The sequence below is a fragment of the Pseudomonas sp. DWP3-1-3b3 genome (genome assembly GCF_049896305.1).
In the GTDB taxonomy this organism is placed as follows: domain Bacteria; phylum Pseudomonadota; class Gammaproteobacteria; order Pseudomonadales; family Pseudomonadaceae; genus Aquipseudomonas; species Aquipseudomonas azotoformans_A.
The window spans coordinates 57,603-70,833 of sequence record NZ_JAFCUA010000005.1 but is presented as its reverse complement, the minus strand read 5'-3'; the positions used below and the strand labels follow the sequence as shown (position 1 = coordinate 70,833).

Below are 13,231 nucleotides of genomic sequence, written 5' to 3'. Positions count from 1 at the left end.
CACACAAGAAAAGACCCAGCGCCTGTTGAAGGCGCCGGGTCTTCTTTTGCCTGCCGGTTTACAGGATGCGGTACAGCAAGCGTTCGATCCGCACACGGCTGACACGGCGCAGGAACTTGCCGACTGCCTCCGGGTAGTCCGGCAGCGTTTGCAGGTCCTGATAACGCTCGATCCGCGTGGTGTGCTGGAAAATCTGCGCCAACTCAGTGCGTCGCGGCGCCAGCCATTCACTTTTGGGATCATCGATCAACAAGGCGTTTTCCAGGTCGAGGCGAAACGCGCGCGGGTTGAGGTTGTTGCCGGTGAGCAAGGTGTAGCGCTGGTCGACCCACATGCCCTTGAGGTGGTAAGTGTTATCGCCGTCACGCCACAGGTGCAGGTTCAACTGGCCGCTGTCGATCATCGGCTGATGGCGTTTGGCAAAGCGGCGCAGGCTGATTTCGTAGAGGTAAGGCAGCGCCGCAATGACCTTGAACGGCTCGCTGGGCGGGATGTAGAAGTCGTTGGCGGTCTTGTCGCCGACGACGATGTCGATCTTCACCCCGCGCGCCAGGGCGCGGTTGATTTCGCGGGTCACCGGCAGCGGCAGGTTGAAGTACGGGGTGCAGATGGTCAGTTGATGCTGGGCGCTGGCGATCAGTTCGAGAATCACCCGGTTCAGGGGGTTGTTCTTGCCGACCCCGAGCAAAGGGCTCACTGACAGGTGACCATTGGGCAGTTGCCCGGCCGTGGTGTCGTAAGCCGCGTGCTTCAGGCGGCTGCGCAGATCGCCGATGTCATTGCGCAGGCTGCGGGTGGTGGGCGGGTTGGGCAGGTCCAGGCGATTGACCGCCTTGGACGCCACCAGGCCGTGTTCCACGAGGTGCTGCATGGAATCGGCGAGCGCTGGGTTGTGGATCAAGTGGTAGCGGTCGAAACGGTACTTGTCGAACTTGTGCAGGTACACGTTGTTCAGGCTGGCACCGCTGTACAGCACCGTGTCGTCGATCACGAAGCCCTTGAGGTGCAGCACGCCGAACAACTCGCGGGTTTGCACCGGCACGCCGTACACCGGCACTTCGCTGCTGTGGCTTTGGGTCATGGCCTGGTACCAGGCACTGTTGCCCGGTTGTTTGCCGGCGCCGATCAAACCACGCTGGGCGCGCAACCAATCGACCACCACCACGATGTCCAATTCCGGCCGCGCAGCCTTGGCGGCGTGCAGGGCGTCGTAGATTTCCTGCCCCGCTTCGTCCTGCTGCAAGTACAGCGCGACGATATAGATGCGCCGGGTGGCCAGGGCAATCTTCTCCAGCAGGCAGCGACGATAGGCGTCGGCGCCGGACAGCACCTCAAGGGCCTCGGGAGTGAGGGGGAAACCGCGCAGTTTGGGCAACAGGGAGCGTTTGAAGAACGACTGCATAAGGCTCGCAATGGGTCGAATCCGAAGAGGCCCCGAGCTTACACCATGGGGGTGCTCAGGTCTCGCTGCGACGCATGGAAAAATTTTAATTGACCAAGAAGAACGATCGTTCTACTGTTCGAAGCATGAACGACATGACCAGTAATGAAACCCGCGACATTATCCTCGACGTCACAGAAAAGTTGATCTATCGCCATGGCATCGCCGCCACCGGCATGGACTTTCTGGTGAAAACTGCCGGCGTTTCGAGAAAAAGTATCTACCGCTACTTTGCCAATAAAGACGAGTTGGTGATGGCCGCGCTGCAACGTCGCGATGAGCGTTGGATGCAGTGGCTGCGCACTGAAGTGGAACGCCGCGAAGACACAGGAGAACGCCTGCTGGCGCTGTTCAGCGCGCTCAAGGACTGGTTCGGCACCGCCGACTTCCGGGGCTGCGCGTTCATCAACACCAGTGGTGAAACCGGTGATCCGCAAAACCCGGTGCGCCTGCTCGCCAAGGCGCATAAACAGAAACTGTTCGAGTACGCACTTGAACTGTGTCAAGCACATGGCACCCCCGACCCCGAACGGCAGGCCGCGCAACTGCTGATCCTGATCGATGGCGCCATTACCGTTGCCCTGGTGATGGGCGATTCAACGGCTGCCGATAATGCGCAATGCATGGCGCGAACATTATTGGGACTTTGAACCCGCCAGTAGGCGCAACTTCCGATCAATCCTTATTCATTGAGGAATTGCCAATGTCATCGACTGTAGAAACACGTCCGCCCCTGCCGCCGTTCACCCGCGCGTCGGCCATGGAGAAAGTCCGCCTGGCCGAAGACGGCTGGAACTCCCGTGATCCGCAGCGGGTATCCCTGGCCTACACGCTGGACACACAGTGGCGTAACCGTGCCGAATTTGCGCATAACCGCGAAGAAGCCAAAGGTTTCCTCGCCCGCAAATGGGCCAAGGAACTGGACTACCGACTGATCAAGGAGTTGTGGGCATTTACCGATAACCGCATCGCGGTGCGTTATGCCTATGAGTGGCACGACGATTCGGGCAACTGGTTCCGCTCCTACGGCAACGAAAACTGGGAATTCGACGAGAACGGCCTGATGGCCAATCGTTTTGCCTGTATCAACGATCTACCGATCAAGGAAAGCGAGCGCAAGTTCCACTGGCCGCTGGGCCGACGCCCGGATGATCATCCGGGGTTGTCCGATTTGGGGCTGTAAAACAGTTGGGGCCGGTTTGCCGGCCCCACTGCTTAATCCTGATTCAGCCCAACCCGATACAACATGCCATCCTCTTCATCCGTCAGCACATACAAGAACCCGTCCGGGCCCTGCCGTACATCGCGGATCCGCGCCTTCAGGCCGCCGAGCAAACGTTCTTCGTGGATCACCTTGTCGCCATCAAACTGCAACCGGATCAACTCCTGGCTGAACAGCGCACCGATAAACACGTTGTGCTGCCAGGGCTTGAAGCGATCCGCATCGTAAAACGCCATGCCACTGATACCCGGCGACTTTTCCCACACATGATGGGGCGGCACTGTGCCTTCCACCGTTTTGCCCTTGGCTTCGGGAATCGGTGTCAGGGAGTAGTTGATGCCGTGGGTGGCCAACGGCCAACCGTAATTCTTGCCGCGCTCGATGATGTTGATCTCATCACCTCCGCGTGGCCCGTGTTCGTTTTCCCAGATCGTGCCGCTCCACGGGTTGAGCGCCAGCCCTTGAGGGTTGCGCTGGCCGTAGGACCAGATCTCCGGGCGCACGCCTTGCTGGCCGACAAAGGGGTTGTCATCCGGCACGCGGCCGTCCGGGTAGATGCGCACGACCTTGCCTTGCAACTTATCCAGGTCCTGGGCCGTCGGGCGATCGTTGTTTTCACCCAGGGTCACGAACAGGTAGCCATCGCGGTCGAACGCCAGGCGCGAGCCGAAGTGGTTACCGGTCGACAACTTGGGCTCCTGGCGCAGGATCACATGGAAGTCGGTCAAGCCACTCAGATCTGCCGCCAGGCGCCCACGGCCCACGGCTGTGCCAGCGGTACCGCCTTTGCCGCCGCCTTCCGCGTAGGAAAGGTAGACCATGCGGTCCTCCTTGAAGTCCGGCGACAACACCACATCCAGCAGACCACCCTGCCCTTTGGCCCAGACTTCAGGCACACCCTTCAGTGGCGCGGACAGCTTGCCGTCGGAGCTGACAAAGCGCAGGTGACCAGGGCGCTCGGTCACCAGGAAGCCTTGCTTGTCCGGCAAAAAGGCCACCGCCCATGGGTGGTCCAGGCCTTTGGCGATCGGCGTCGCGGTGATGCTGCCCTGTTCGCTGGGGAACTGCTGGGCGTCAGCGGCGTGAGCGGCCGTCAACGGCAGCAGCGTGGTGGCGCAAAGGGCGGCTAACAGGCTTTTGCGTAGAAACATAAGGCGAGATCCTTACCGGCGATTGCCGTTGGCATCATAAGTGGGGGCTTTGGTTTCGGTGGCCGGGCGGCTGGGGGCGGCATTACGTTTGGGGTAGCTGTTGCCGATGCCGCCGTTTTCCAGGGTCGGCGTGCGTGTGGTCGGCCCGGTCTGGATACCGCGAACGGCCGGCGCATTCGGCTGGGTGCCTTGCATGCTGTTGGGATTGGCCCGGTGGATCGGTCCGTTGTTGCCATTGTTGCTGCCGGGCAGGTTTTGCGCCTGGGCCACCGGGATAAGGGCCAGACCCAACAACAGCGCTGCTACGTGACGCATACAACTGTTCATGACAAAGCCTCTCTGGGGCGAGGAGTACGTGCTTTCGATAACACGCTACGCCTTGGGTTCGGCTTTCGACACTAAATAGTTTCTCATCAGGTGTAACACGATCTGTCCGCGCATCTGCTCGGGGAAACTTTTCCCACCGCCTTCGAGTCACCAGAACACAGCCTAATCAAAAGGAATCGCACCTATGCCACGGGCAATCTGGAAAGGCGCCATCAGCTTTGGCCTGGTGCATATCCCGGTCTCATTGGTCTCGGCCACCTCCTCCCAAGGCGTTGACTTTGACTGGCTGGACAAGCGCAGCATGGATCCAGTGGGTTACAAGCGCATCAACAAGACCACCGGCAAAGAAGTGACCAAGGACAACATCGTCAAAGGCGTTGCGTTCGAGAAAGGCCGCTATGTGGTGCTCAGCGAAGAAGAAATCCGCTCGGCCCACCCCAAATCGACCCAGACCATCGAGATCATCGCGTTTGTCGCCAGCGACCAGATCCCGTTGCAGAACATCGACACCCCCTACTTCCTCGCACCGGATAAGCGTGGCGGCAAGGTCTACGCCTTGCTAAGGGAAACCCTTAGAAAAACTCGCAAGGTCGCCCTGGCCAATGTGGTGCTGCACACCAAGCAGCACCTGGCGGCGTTGATGCCCCTGGACTCGGCGCTGGTGCTGGTGATGCTGCGCTGGCCGGCCGAAGTGCGCAGCCTGGACGAACTGGAGCTGGGCAGCGACGTGACCAAACCGAGCCTGGCCAAGGGCGAACTGGACATGGCCAAGCGCCTGGTCGACGACATGAGCGCCGACTGGCAGCCGGATGACTACCGCGACAGCTTCCAGGAAAAAATCATGGCGCTGGTGGCCAAAAAGGCCAAGGCCGGCAAGATCGAGGATGTGGAGACCAGGGACAGCGAAGAGCGCAAGTCCGCCGATGTGATCGACCTGACGGAACTGCTCAAGCGCAGCCTGGCTGGCAAACCCGCGAAAAAGCCGGCTACGAAGAAATCCACCAAGGCCTCTTGAGTCATGTCCAAGCCCCTCAGCGAATACAACCGCAAGCGCGATTTCGGGATTACCGCGGAACCGGCAGGCAGTGCGCCTGGCACTAAACGCAAAGCCTCGGCGCTGTCCTTCGTGATCCAGAAGCACGATGCACGCAACCTGCACTATGACTTTCGCCTGGAACTCGACGGCGTGCTGCTCAGTTGGGCCGTGCCCAAAGGCCCGAGCCTGGATCCCAGCCAGAAGCGCCTGGCCGTGCATGTAGAAGATCATCCGCTGAGCTACGGCGGCTTTGAAGGCAGCATTCCCGCCGGTCAATACGGCGCCGGTGATGTCATCGTGTGGGACCGTGGCATCTGGCAGCCCCATGACGAACCCCGCAAGGCCTACGCGGACGGCAAGCTCAAATTCACCCTGGTCGGCGAGAAACTCTCCGGCGACTGGGCGCTGGTGCGCACGCGCTTGAAAGGCAGCGGCGACAAGCAACAATGGCTGCTGATCAAGGAAAAGGACCCGCAGGCGCGCGCGGCCGACGACTACGATATCGTCCAGGCCCAGCCGAACAGCGTGCTCAGCGATACTTCAGTGGGAACATCCAAGGCTCGGGCCAAAGCCAGGAAAACCCAGTTTCCCGAGCAATTCACCCCGCAATTGGCCACCCTGGTGGATCGCGCCCCCGAAGGCGATTGGCAATACGAAATCAAATTCGACGGCTACCGCATGCTTGCACGCATTCAGGACGGCGACGTGCGCCTGTTTACCCGCAACGGGCATGACTGGACCGACCGTCTGCCGCGCCAGGTCAAGGCCTTGCAGGCTCTGAAGCTCAAGGACAGCTGGCTGGATGGCGAGGTGGTCAGCCTCAATGGCGACGGCCTGCCGGACTTCCAGGCGCTGCAAAACGCCTTTGATATCGGCCCCAGTCTGGACATTGTTTATTACTTGTTCGACGCACCGTTTCTCAACGGCCAAGACCAACGCCAGGCGCCCGTCGAGGATCGCCGCGCCGCCCTCAAAGTCGCTCTGGCCGGTAGCCACAGCCAATTGCTACGTTTTTCCGAGGCATTTACCGCGCACCACCGTGACATCTTTGAAAGCGCCTGCGACTTGGCCCTCGAAGGCGTGATCGGCAAGCGCCTGGGCAGTCCGTACGTCTCCAGCCGCAATGCCGACTGGATCAAACTCAAATGCCGGTTGCGCCAGGAGTTCGTGATTGTCGGCTATACCCGGCCGCAAGGCTCACGCACGGGGTTCGGCGCGTTGTTGCTGGCAGTCAATGATGAGACTGGCCTGGTGTACGCAGGCCGCGTGGGCACGGGTTTTGATCAAGCATCGCTCAAGACTATTTATGCGCAACTGACATTGTTGGAGCGCAAGACATCGCCGCTTGAGAAACCGCTGACCAGCACCCAAGCACGTGGCGTGCATTGGGTGGCGCCCACGTTGGTCGGTGAGGTGCAGTTTGCCGAGTGGACACGCGAGGGCGTGGTCCGCCAAGCCGCGTTCGTCGGGCTGCGCACCGACAAGCCGGCAGCGCAGATTGTTCATGAACAACCGCGAACGGCCAAATCCATGAAGCCTGCCAAGAACACCCGCAGTGATGTGAATATCACCCACCCAGACCGCGTGATCGACCAACAAAGCGGCACGCAAAAACAGCAACTGGCGCAGTTCTACGACAGCATCAGCCAGTGGATTCTGCCCTTTCTGCACCATCGGCCCGTGTCACTGCTGAGAGCACCCGAAGGTATCGAGGGCGAGCAATTCTTCCAGAAACACTCGGAGCGCCTGGCGATACCCAACATCAAGCAGCTCGACCAAGCACTCGATCCCGGCCATGCGCGGCTGATGGAAATCGACAACGTCGGCGCGCTGATCGGTGCCGTGCAAATGGGCTCAGTGGAGTTTCACACCTGGGGCGCCACCTCGGACAAGATCGAAACCCCAGACCTGTTTGTGCTCGACCTCGACCCGGACCCGGCATTGCCCTGGAAAACCATGCTGGAGGCCGCGCAACTGACCCTGTCGGTGCTGGATGAGCTGGGGCTGCAAGCGTTCGTCAAGACCAGCGGTGGCAAAGGCCTGCACCTGATCGTACCGTTGGCGCGTCGTGACGGCTGGGACACCGTCAAAGCGTTCGCCAAGGCCATCGCCCAGTTCATGACCGAGCAGTTGCCCGAACGTTTTACCGCGACATCAGGGCCCAAGAACCGGATCGGCAAGATCTTTATCGATTACTTGCGTAATGCACGGGGAGCCAGCACCGTAGCCGCGTATTCCGTGCGTGCGCGGCCGGGTTTGCCGGTGTCGGTGCCAGTCAGTCGTGAGGAGTTGAAGGGGCTACGCGGTGCGCAACAATGGACAGTCGCCAATCTGCAGCAACGTTTGAATGCTTTGAAAGCGGATCCCTGGGCGGGATATGCCAATCGACAGAAGATCAGCAAGAGGATGTGGGACAAACTGGGCGCCCATCCACCGGAGTGAACAGCGCCCATGAAGCGGGCCTCAGATCAGCAGGAAGATGGCCGCCAATCCAGCAAAGATCGCCCACTTTTCCAGGTAGTAGCGCGTGCGATTGCGTTTTTTCAATTCCTTGCCGCGCAGACGAATCTTGTACAGGCGTGTGAACGCGCGGTTGAGCCCACCGGTCTTGTCCCCGGCATCGTTGGGCGAGCCAGCGGCCGCCATCACGTTGCGGCTGAACCAGCGGTTGAACGCAGCGGCCCAGCGATACTTCATCGGGCGCTCAATGTCGCAGAACAGGATGATGCGGTTCTGCTGCGTGGTGTTTTCGGCGTAGTGGATGTAGGTTTCGTCAAACATCACCGGCTCGCCGTCACGCCAGTAGTAGTTTTCGCCATCCACATTGATGTAGCAGCCAGGATCGTTCGGAGTATCCAGGCCCAGGTGATAGCGGTATGAACCGGCATACGGATCACGGTGGCGTACCAGCTTGGAGCCCGGTGGCAGCTCGGCGAACATCGCGGCCTTGATCGAACCGATGCTTTGCACCAGCTCAGTGGTGCGCGGGCACAGCTTCATCGCTGAAGGATGGCTGTCGCCATACCATTTCAGGTAAAAGCGCTTCCAGCCCGACTTGAAGAACGAATTGAAACCCACGTCGTTGTACTGGTCCGAACGCTTGATTTCTCCGGCGCGCATTAGATTCTGCCCTTCCAGGCGGATTTCTTCCCAGTGTTCCTGGAGCGGGCTCAAATCGGGAAAATCGCTGGGCGACAGATACGGTCGGCTGGGCAGCTTGGAGAAGAGGTAGAGAAAGCAGTTGATCGGTGCCAGGAAGGTCGAATGATCACTGAGTTGGCGGCCCAGCTTGTGCCGCACCCGGCCACGCAGGTGCACATACGCAATCGAGGCAACGTAGAGAACAACAATGATGAGTTTCAAGAGATTTCGTCACAAGTCAGAAGAGAACAGGCTGCTCCTGCGTGCCCACAACGGCCGAGGTTGGATAGCAGCACCTGAAATCACAATTCACACAATGGGCACGACCGGCTGAGTGACAACCCGGCTCGTGGCCCTTTGCAGTTATTTAGCCACAGGTTGTAACTAAAAGTTAACCAAGAATTGTGAAAAGCTGTCTTGTGAATGTGTTGGGCGGGCTTGTTGTGCGGCAAGCCCGAGAAAGCTCTGGGGACCTACGGGCGTGGCAAACGGCGCTCATCGTGCACCGAAAAGGGACCGGTTTCGCGGCGGACCCGGACGAAGTGTCGGATCAGTGCCACCAATACGCCCAGCATCAGACCCGCCATCAGGCTCACTGCAACGATCATGGACTTTTTGGGGTTGATTGGCCCAAGCGGCTCCTGGGCCTGGCGGTCGACCGTTACCAGCTTCAGCGCACTCATATCAATATTGAGGCTGCGCAGCCGGGCTTCTTCTGCCCAGAGGGGTTCGACATTTTGCAGGAACATGTCTTCACTCTTACGGCTGTCGAGGACTTCCACTTCGCGGTTGACCTCAAGCATGCGCAATTCCTTGCCTATCTCAGCAATGCGCGGGTTGGTGAAATCGTTGTTGGTACGTCGCGCTAGCGCAGCACGTTCTGCTTCCAGTGCTTCGCTGCCCATGAAGTACAAGGGAATTTGCTGATTGGTCACTTCAGTGCGCATCACCTGGACGGAACCATGCTGTGTTTCGCTGCCCATTGCGGAAGGCGTGGTGGGATTCCTGATGCCGATTGACTTGGCAATGGAGATGGCTTCGGCCAGTTCGGCCAGGCGACTGGTACGCAGCGCTTCCATCTGTAAGCGCAAGGCGCTGAGTTCGTCGCGTAATTGCGCACGCCTTACGCTATCCGCCTCCAACAATTTGGCGATCTGCGATGCCTTGCCGGTCTCATAGTTGGCGCGTGCCGAATCGATCTTGCCTTTGAGTTCGCTGAGGCGGTTATTGACGATGACCTTCAGGTCCGCCCCTACTTGCTGCTGTTGTCGTGCAATGGCATAAGCCACGAATCCATTTAAAATGGCCACCCCATCTATCCCGTGGGGGTACTGCATTTCAAGACGAATGGTATTGCTGTCGGCCTTTTTAGGATCCGGCATCACAAGATGGATGGCACTGTTGTTGAAAGCCTCGAAACTCTGTTCAAGGCTGCGCCCTGGCTGCTGGAATGCTTCAAACAGCACGGGATTGGCCCGGAAAAACCCCAAGCGGGTTTCGTAGGAATCCAACTGCGCGGCGACTTTGGTCAACGCGTCAGCCGGCGGCAGCATGTAGATATCGGAACGATTGAGGGCATCCAGCTCATTGATTGCCGCAGGTCGCAGCACGCTGCTGACCTCATAGACCTTGGGCAAAAGGTACGCATAGCCTACTCCCAGAAGGCCCGCAAAGATCGCACAACCGAAGACAAGTTTTTTTTGCTTCCAGATCGCGCCGAACAATTCAAAGAGATCTATCTCATCTGAGGATAGATATTGATGAAGCTGGGGAGTGTTGTTCAAATGCCTTGCATCCTGATGAGTTGAAATCAGCGTCCTACTACTAAAGTAAAGGCTTGACCAGCAACTTGATAAACAGGGAGCAACGTAAGAGCACACGAACCTTGAGGCCTTCGGCAGGCATCGGAGCATAGAGGGTTCGTTTCAGACGTCGCGCCATGGGCAGGCAAATTAACGCTAATCGCCTGTCGAAGTTACGAAAAATCGTATATCAATTTGAAAAATAAGACTATCCCTACACGCAATGACGCATTAATTAAAAAAAAGCGCCGCATTTAATACAGCGACCAGCGAAAAACCCTTCAGCAAAAAGGAATTTGTATGTCATCCATTCCAGACCCGGACTTTCAAGCCCTGCAAGGCGCCTGGGAGCAGATCTCACTCGAAGACAGCGGCGTGCTCAATCCAATCGATGCCCACAGCGCGCCAGGGGCAATCACCACCATTACCGGCGACCGCTTCGAAGTGAAGACCGTCAGTGGCGAGGTGTTGCTGGCTGGCCGGTTTTACCTGGACAGCAGCGCCGCGCCCAAGAGCATTACCTGGGTGGACTCCATAGGCGATGACGCCGGCAAACATTTGCCCGCCAGCTATCGCCTGGAAGCGGATGAGTTTATGTTTATTGCCGCCGATGAAAGTATGCCCAGGCCTACTGTTTTCAGTACGGCCGCAGGTCAAACCATGCGCACTTTTGTGCGTCGCGCCTGATCAGCGCGCCATCCGAACTTACGACCGTATTTTCACAAAGCCTTCACTCTCAGATCTTTAGGGTGAAAGCTACCTACTCCAGTGAATCCCTTAGCCCGCCTCTTCTCGCGGGCTTTTTTTGCCTGGGGTACACCGATTTATTCCGCACGCTTGGTGGCGGTCAACGTAAAGCACATCGGCAACTGCGCCGGCTGGTGCTCGTATTGGTCGTACAGCTCTTCGCGATTGGAGTGCGCATATTCCTGCAGGTGGCCTATCTGCAACTGCGCGCAGATTGCGGCAGTGACCACGTCACCCAGGGTATGCACATACCAATAGGATGTGGGTCCTGCCACCTCGCCCTGGCCTTCATAGACAATCGACTCCTGCAGCACAAACGGCTCACGCTGGAAGTAGGAACTGGCCGGCAGGAACGGGGTTGACGCTCGCGGATCGAACACCTCCAGGAACGGATGGGTTTCATACATCACCAGCGTGCCGCCGGGTTTCAAGGTGCTGGCAACATGGCGCATGAACTGCGCCACATCCGGCATCCAGCCCAGCACGCCGATGGTCACCAGCGCGATATCGAAACGCGCCTGCAAACGTTGCGGCAATTGGTGGATATCACTTTCTATGAACTCCGGATTGTGCGGTGAGACGTCGGCCAGTTCACGGGCCTGTTGCAGAAACGCCCGGGATTGATCCACGCCCACCACCGAACGCGCACCCAGGCCATATAGCGAAAGGCTTTCGCGGCCGTTGTTGCAGCACAGTTGCACTACATCCTTACCGTCCACACCCACGGCTTGCAGCAAGCCGGTCAGCGTCGGGTCCAGGCAAGAAAAGCCAGCCGCGCCGACACTGTTGAGCAGCGCGTTCCAGGTGTCAGTGGTTTTGTGCAGGCTGGCGGATTGGTCCCAGGCGTCCTTGTTGCAGTCGATTGCCTGTTGAGCTGAGGGCATGTCCATTGCGTCTCCAGATATTCATAACAGCGGGGCCCAGAAAATAAGCCAAGTGCCCTCGGATTAAAACCCCGAGAAGCGGGCGAAACTTAACGCAGGGCCCACAGGTCATTAACGCAATGCGTGTTCAGCCCCTGAACGCCGCCTCCGAAGACCTCGCCGTGGCCAAACACTCCGACCTGCGTAATGCCTTGTCCCTGGACAGCCTGAATTTCTTCCTGGCGGATGTGCGCGACGGCCTCGGCCCTTACCTGGCCATTTATTTACTGGCCGTGCACAAATGGGACCCGGCCAGCATCGGCGTGGTGATGACGCTGGCAGGCATCGCCGCCCTACTCACCCAAGGCCCGGCGGGTGCCCTGATCGACCGAACGCGCAGCAAGCGCGCAGTGGTGGCGCTGGCCGCTATCGTGGTGACCGGCAGTTGCCTGCTGCTGCCCTTTGTCAGTTCCTTCAGCCTGGTGGCGTTGACCCAGGCCGCCAGTGCTGTCGCCGCGTCCGTATTCGCGCCCGCCATCAGCGCAATCTCGCTGGGTATCACCGGGCCACGCGCGTTCACCCGCCGTACGGGGCGCAACGAGACCTTCAACCACGCCGGTAATGCCGTCGCGGCGCTGTTGGCCGGTGGCCTGGCCTATCTGTTTGGGCCCGTGGTGGTGTTTTACCTGATGGCCTTCATGGCCGTGGCGAGTATCGTCGCGATCAGTTGCGTGTCGGCAGAAGCGATCGATCATGAGGTCGCCCGTGGTTTTGACCCGGAGCATCACACGGACCACGAACAACCCTCCGGCGTGAGGGTATTACTGGCGAACCGTCCATTGCTGTTGTTTGCGATCTGCTGCGCCCTGTTCCACCTGGCCAATGCCGCGATGCTACCGCTGGTCAGCCAGAAGCTCGCGCAGATCAACCTGCAGATGGCCACGCCGCTGACGTCGGCGTGTATCGTCGCCGCGCAATTGGTGATGGTGCCGATGGCCTGGCTGGTCGGACTCAAAGCCGACATCTGGGGACGCAAGCCTCTGCTGATGGCCGGCTTTATGATCCTGCCGCTGCGTGGCGTGCTTTACACGCTGTCCAGCGACCCGTACTGGCTGGTGGCCGTGCAAATGCTCGACGGCATCGGCGCCGGGATCTTCGGCGCGCTGTTCCCGGTGATCGTCAAGGACCTGACCCAAGGCACCGGACGCTTCAACGTCAGCCTGGGTGCCCTGTCCACCGTCTTCGGCCTGGGCGCGGCATTGAGCAGCAGCCTGGCCGGTTTCGTGGTGCAACAGGCCGGCTACAACGCGGCCTTCCTGACCTTGGCCGGCGTGGCGGCACTGGCGTTGGCGCTGCTGTGGCTGGCGATGCCGGAGACCTTGGCAAAACCATCCTTCGCCGGACATACAACTGTCGCCTGACATATGCGACAATGCGCGCCAAATTCCAACACACATCCAAAATTTTCTGCTCAGCGACCGGGTTTCGCGCCTTGATGTCG

The 13,231-nt window shown here is 59.2% G+C and carries 12 protein-coding genes; 6 read left to right on the top strand and 6 right to left on the bottom strand.

What is annotated here, in order from left to right; all coding sequences use genetic code 11:
- Window positions 1-58 precede the first annotated feature (58 nt).
- On the bottom strand, window positions 59-1,402 hold the full coding sequence (gene pssA, locus ACP7BX_RS16675; RefSeq protein WP_426131194.1) for a CDP-diacylglycerol--serine O-phosphatidyltransferase: 1,344 nt from the start codon (window positions 1,400-1,402) through the stop codon (window positions 59-61).
- A gap of 125 nt (window positions 1,403-1,527) precedes the next feature.
- Between pssA and ACP7BX_RS16670 the strand changes: the two genes are divergently transcribed.
- On the top strand, window positions 1,528-2,091 hold the full coding sequence (locus ACP7BX_RS16670) for a TetR/AcrR family transcriptional regulator (RefSeq protein WP_426131196.1): 564 nt from the start codon (window positions 1,528-1,530) through the stop codon (window positions 2,089-2,091).
- A 53-nt stretch (window positions 2,092-2,144) separates the two neighbouring features.
- Window positions 2,145-2,624, top strand: coding sequence for a DUF1348 family protein (locus ACP7BX_RS16665; protein WP_426131198.1), 480 nt, complete (start codon window positions 2,145-2,147; stop codon window positions 2,622-2,624).
- A gap of 32 nt (window positions 2,625-2,656) precedes the next feature.
- Here ACP7BX_RS16665 and ACP7BX_RS16660 read toward each other — a convergent pair whose 3' ends face one another.
- Together ACP7BX_RS16660 and ACP7BX_RS16655 are read right to left on the bottom strand one after the other, a co-directional pair.
- Complete coding sequence (locus ACP7BX_RS16660; RefSeq protein WP_426131200.1) at window positions 2,657-3,814, bottom strand: PQQ-dependent sugar dehydrogenase; 1,158 nt, start codon at window positions 3,812-3,814, stop codon at window positions 2,657-2,659.
- A gap of 12 nt (window positions 3,815-3,826) precedes the next feature.
- Window positions 3,827-4,141, bottom strand: coding sequence for a hypothetical protein (locus ACP7BX_RS16655; RefSeq protein ID WP_426131202.1), 315 nt, complete (start codon window positions 4,139-4,141; stop codon window positions 3,827-3,829).
- A 184-nt stretch (window positions 4,142-4,325) separates the two neighbouring features.
- Here ACP7BX_RS16655 and ACP7BX_RS16650 point away from each other — a divergent pair, with 184 nt between their 5' ends.
- A complete protein-coding gene (locus ACP7BX_RS16650; RefSeq protein WP_028616049.1) occupies window positions 4,326-5,156 on the top strand; it encodes a Ku protein in 831 nt (276 codons plus the stop codon).
- A gap of 3 nt (window positions 5,157-5,159) precedes the next feature.
- Window positions 5,160-7,619, top strand: a complete 2,460-nt coding sequence (gene ligD / locus ACP7BX_RS16645) for a DNA ligase D (RefSeq protein ID WP_426131204.1) — start codon at window positions 5,160-5,162, stop codon at window positions 7,617-7,619.
- 21 nt (window positions 7,620-7,640) lie between these two features.
- On the opposite strand, the gene lpxO is transcribed toward ligD, so the two are convergent.
- Entirely contained in the window at window positions 7,641-8,540 is a 900-nt protein-coding gene (gene lpxO / locus ACP7BX_RS16640; RefSeq protein ID WP_010210619.1) for a lipid A hydroxylase LpxO, read from the bottom strand.
- A 251-nt stretch (window positions 8,541-8,791) separates the two neighbouring features.
- Window positions 8,792-10,102, bottom strand: coding sequence for a Wzz/FepE/Etk N-terminal domain-containing protein (locus ACP7BX_RS16635; protein WP_314530145.1), 1,311 nt, complete (start codon window positions 10,100-10,102; stop codon window positions 8,792-8,794).
- A gap of 318 nt (window positions 10,103-10,420) precedes the next feature.
- Between ACP7BX_RS16635 and ACP7BX_RS16630 the strand changes: the two genes are divergently transcribed.
- Entirely contained in the window at window positions 10,421-10,807 is a 387-nt protein-coding gene (locus ACP7BX_RS16630; protein ID WP_426131206.1) for a TIGR03067 domain-containing protein, read from the top strand.
- A gap of 137 nt (window positions 10,808-10,944) precedes the next feature.
- Here the strand turns inward: ACP7BX_RS16630 and ACP7BX_RS16625 are convergent, their stop codons facing one another.
- The gene (locus ACP7BX_RS16625) at window positions 10,945-11,757 is read right to left on the bottom strand and encodes a class I SAM-dependent methyltransferase (protein ID WP_426131208.1); all 813 of its coding nucleotides are present in this window, start codon (window positions 11,755-11,757) and stop codon (window positions 10,945-10,947) included.
- Window positions 11,758-11,912: 155 nt separating this feature from the next.
- On the opposite strand from ACP7BX_RS16625, the gene ACP7BX_RS16620 reads away from it, so the two are divergent.
- Window positions 11,913-13,151 (top strand): MFS transporter, encoded by a 1,239-nt coding sequence (locus ACP7BX_RS16620; protein WP_314530238.1) that lies wholly within the window; start codon window positions 11,913-11,915, stop codon window positions 13,149-13,151.
- Window positions 13,152-13,231: the final 80 nt, after the last annotated feature.

Coding starts and splice junctions, on each gene's coding strand:
- pssA (WP_426131194.1), bottom strand. CDS start 1,402: ATGCAGTCGTTCTTCAAACGCTCCCTGTTGCCCAAACTGCGCGGTTTC.
- ACP7BX_RS16670 (WP_426131196.1), top strand. CDS start 1,528: ATGAACGACATGACCAGTAATGAAACCCGCGACATTATCCTCGACGTC.
- ACP7BX_RS16665 (WP_426131198.1), top strand. CDS start 2,145: ATGTCATCGACTGTAGAAACACGTCCGCCCCTGCCGCCGTTCACCCGC.
- ACP7BX_RS16660 (WP_426131200.1), bottom strand. CDS start 3,814: ATGTTTCTACGCAAAAGCCTGTTAGCCGCCCTTTGCGCCACCACGCTG.
- ACP7BX_RS16655 (WP_426131202.1), bottom strand. CDS start 4,141: ATGAACAGTTGTATGCGTCACGTAGCAGCGCTGTTGTTGGGTCTGGCC.
- ACP7BX_RS16650 (WP_028616049.1), top strand. CDS start 4,326: ATGCCACGGGCAATCTGGAAAGGCGCCATCAGCTTTGGCCTGGTGCAT.
- ligD (WP_426131204.1), top strand. CDS start 5,160: ATGTCCAAGCCCCTCAGCGAATACAACCGCAAGCGCGATTTCGGGATT.
- ACP7BX_RS16630 (WP_426131206.1), top strand. CDS start 10,421: ATGTCATCCATTCCAGACCCGGACTTTCAAGCCCTGCAAGGCGCCTGG.
- ACP7BX_RS16625 (WP_426131208.1), bottom strand. CDS start 11,757: ATGGACATGCCCTCAGCTCAACAGGCAATCGACTGCAACAAGGACGCC.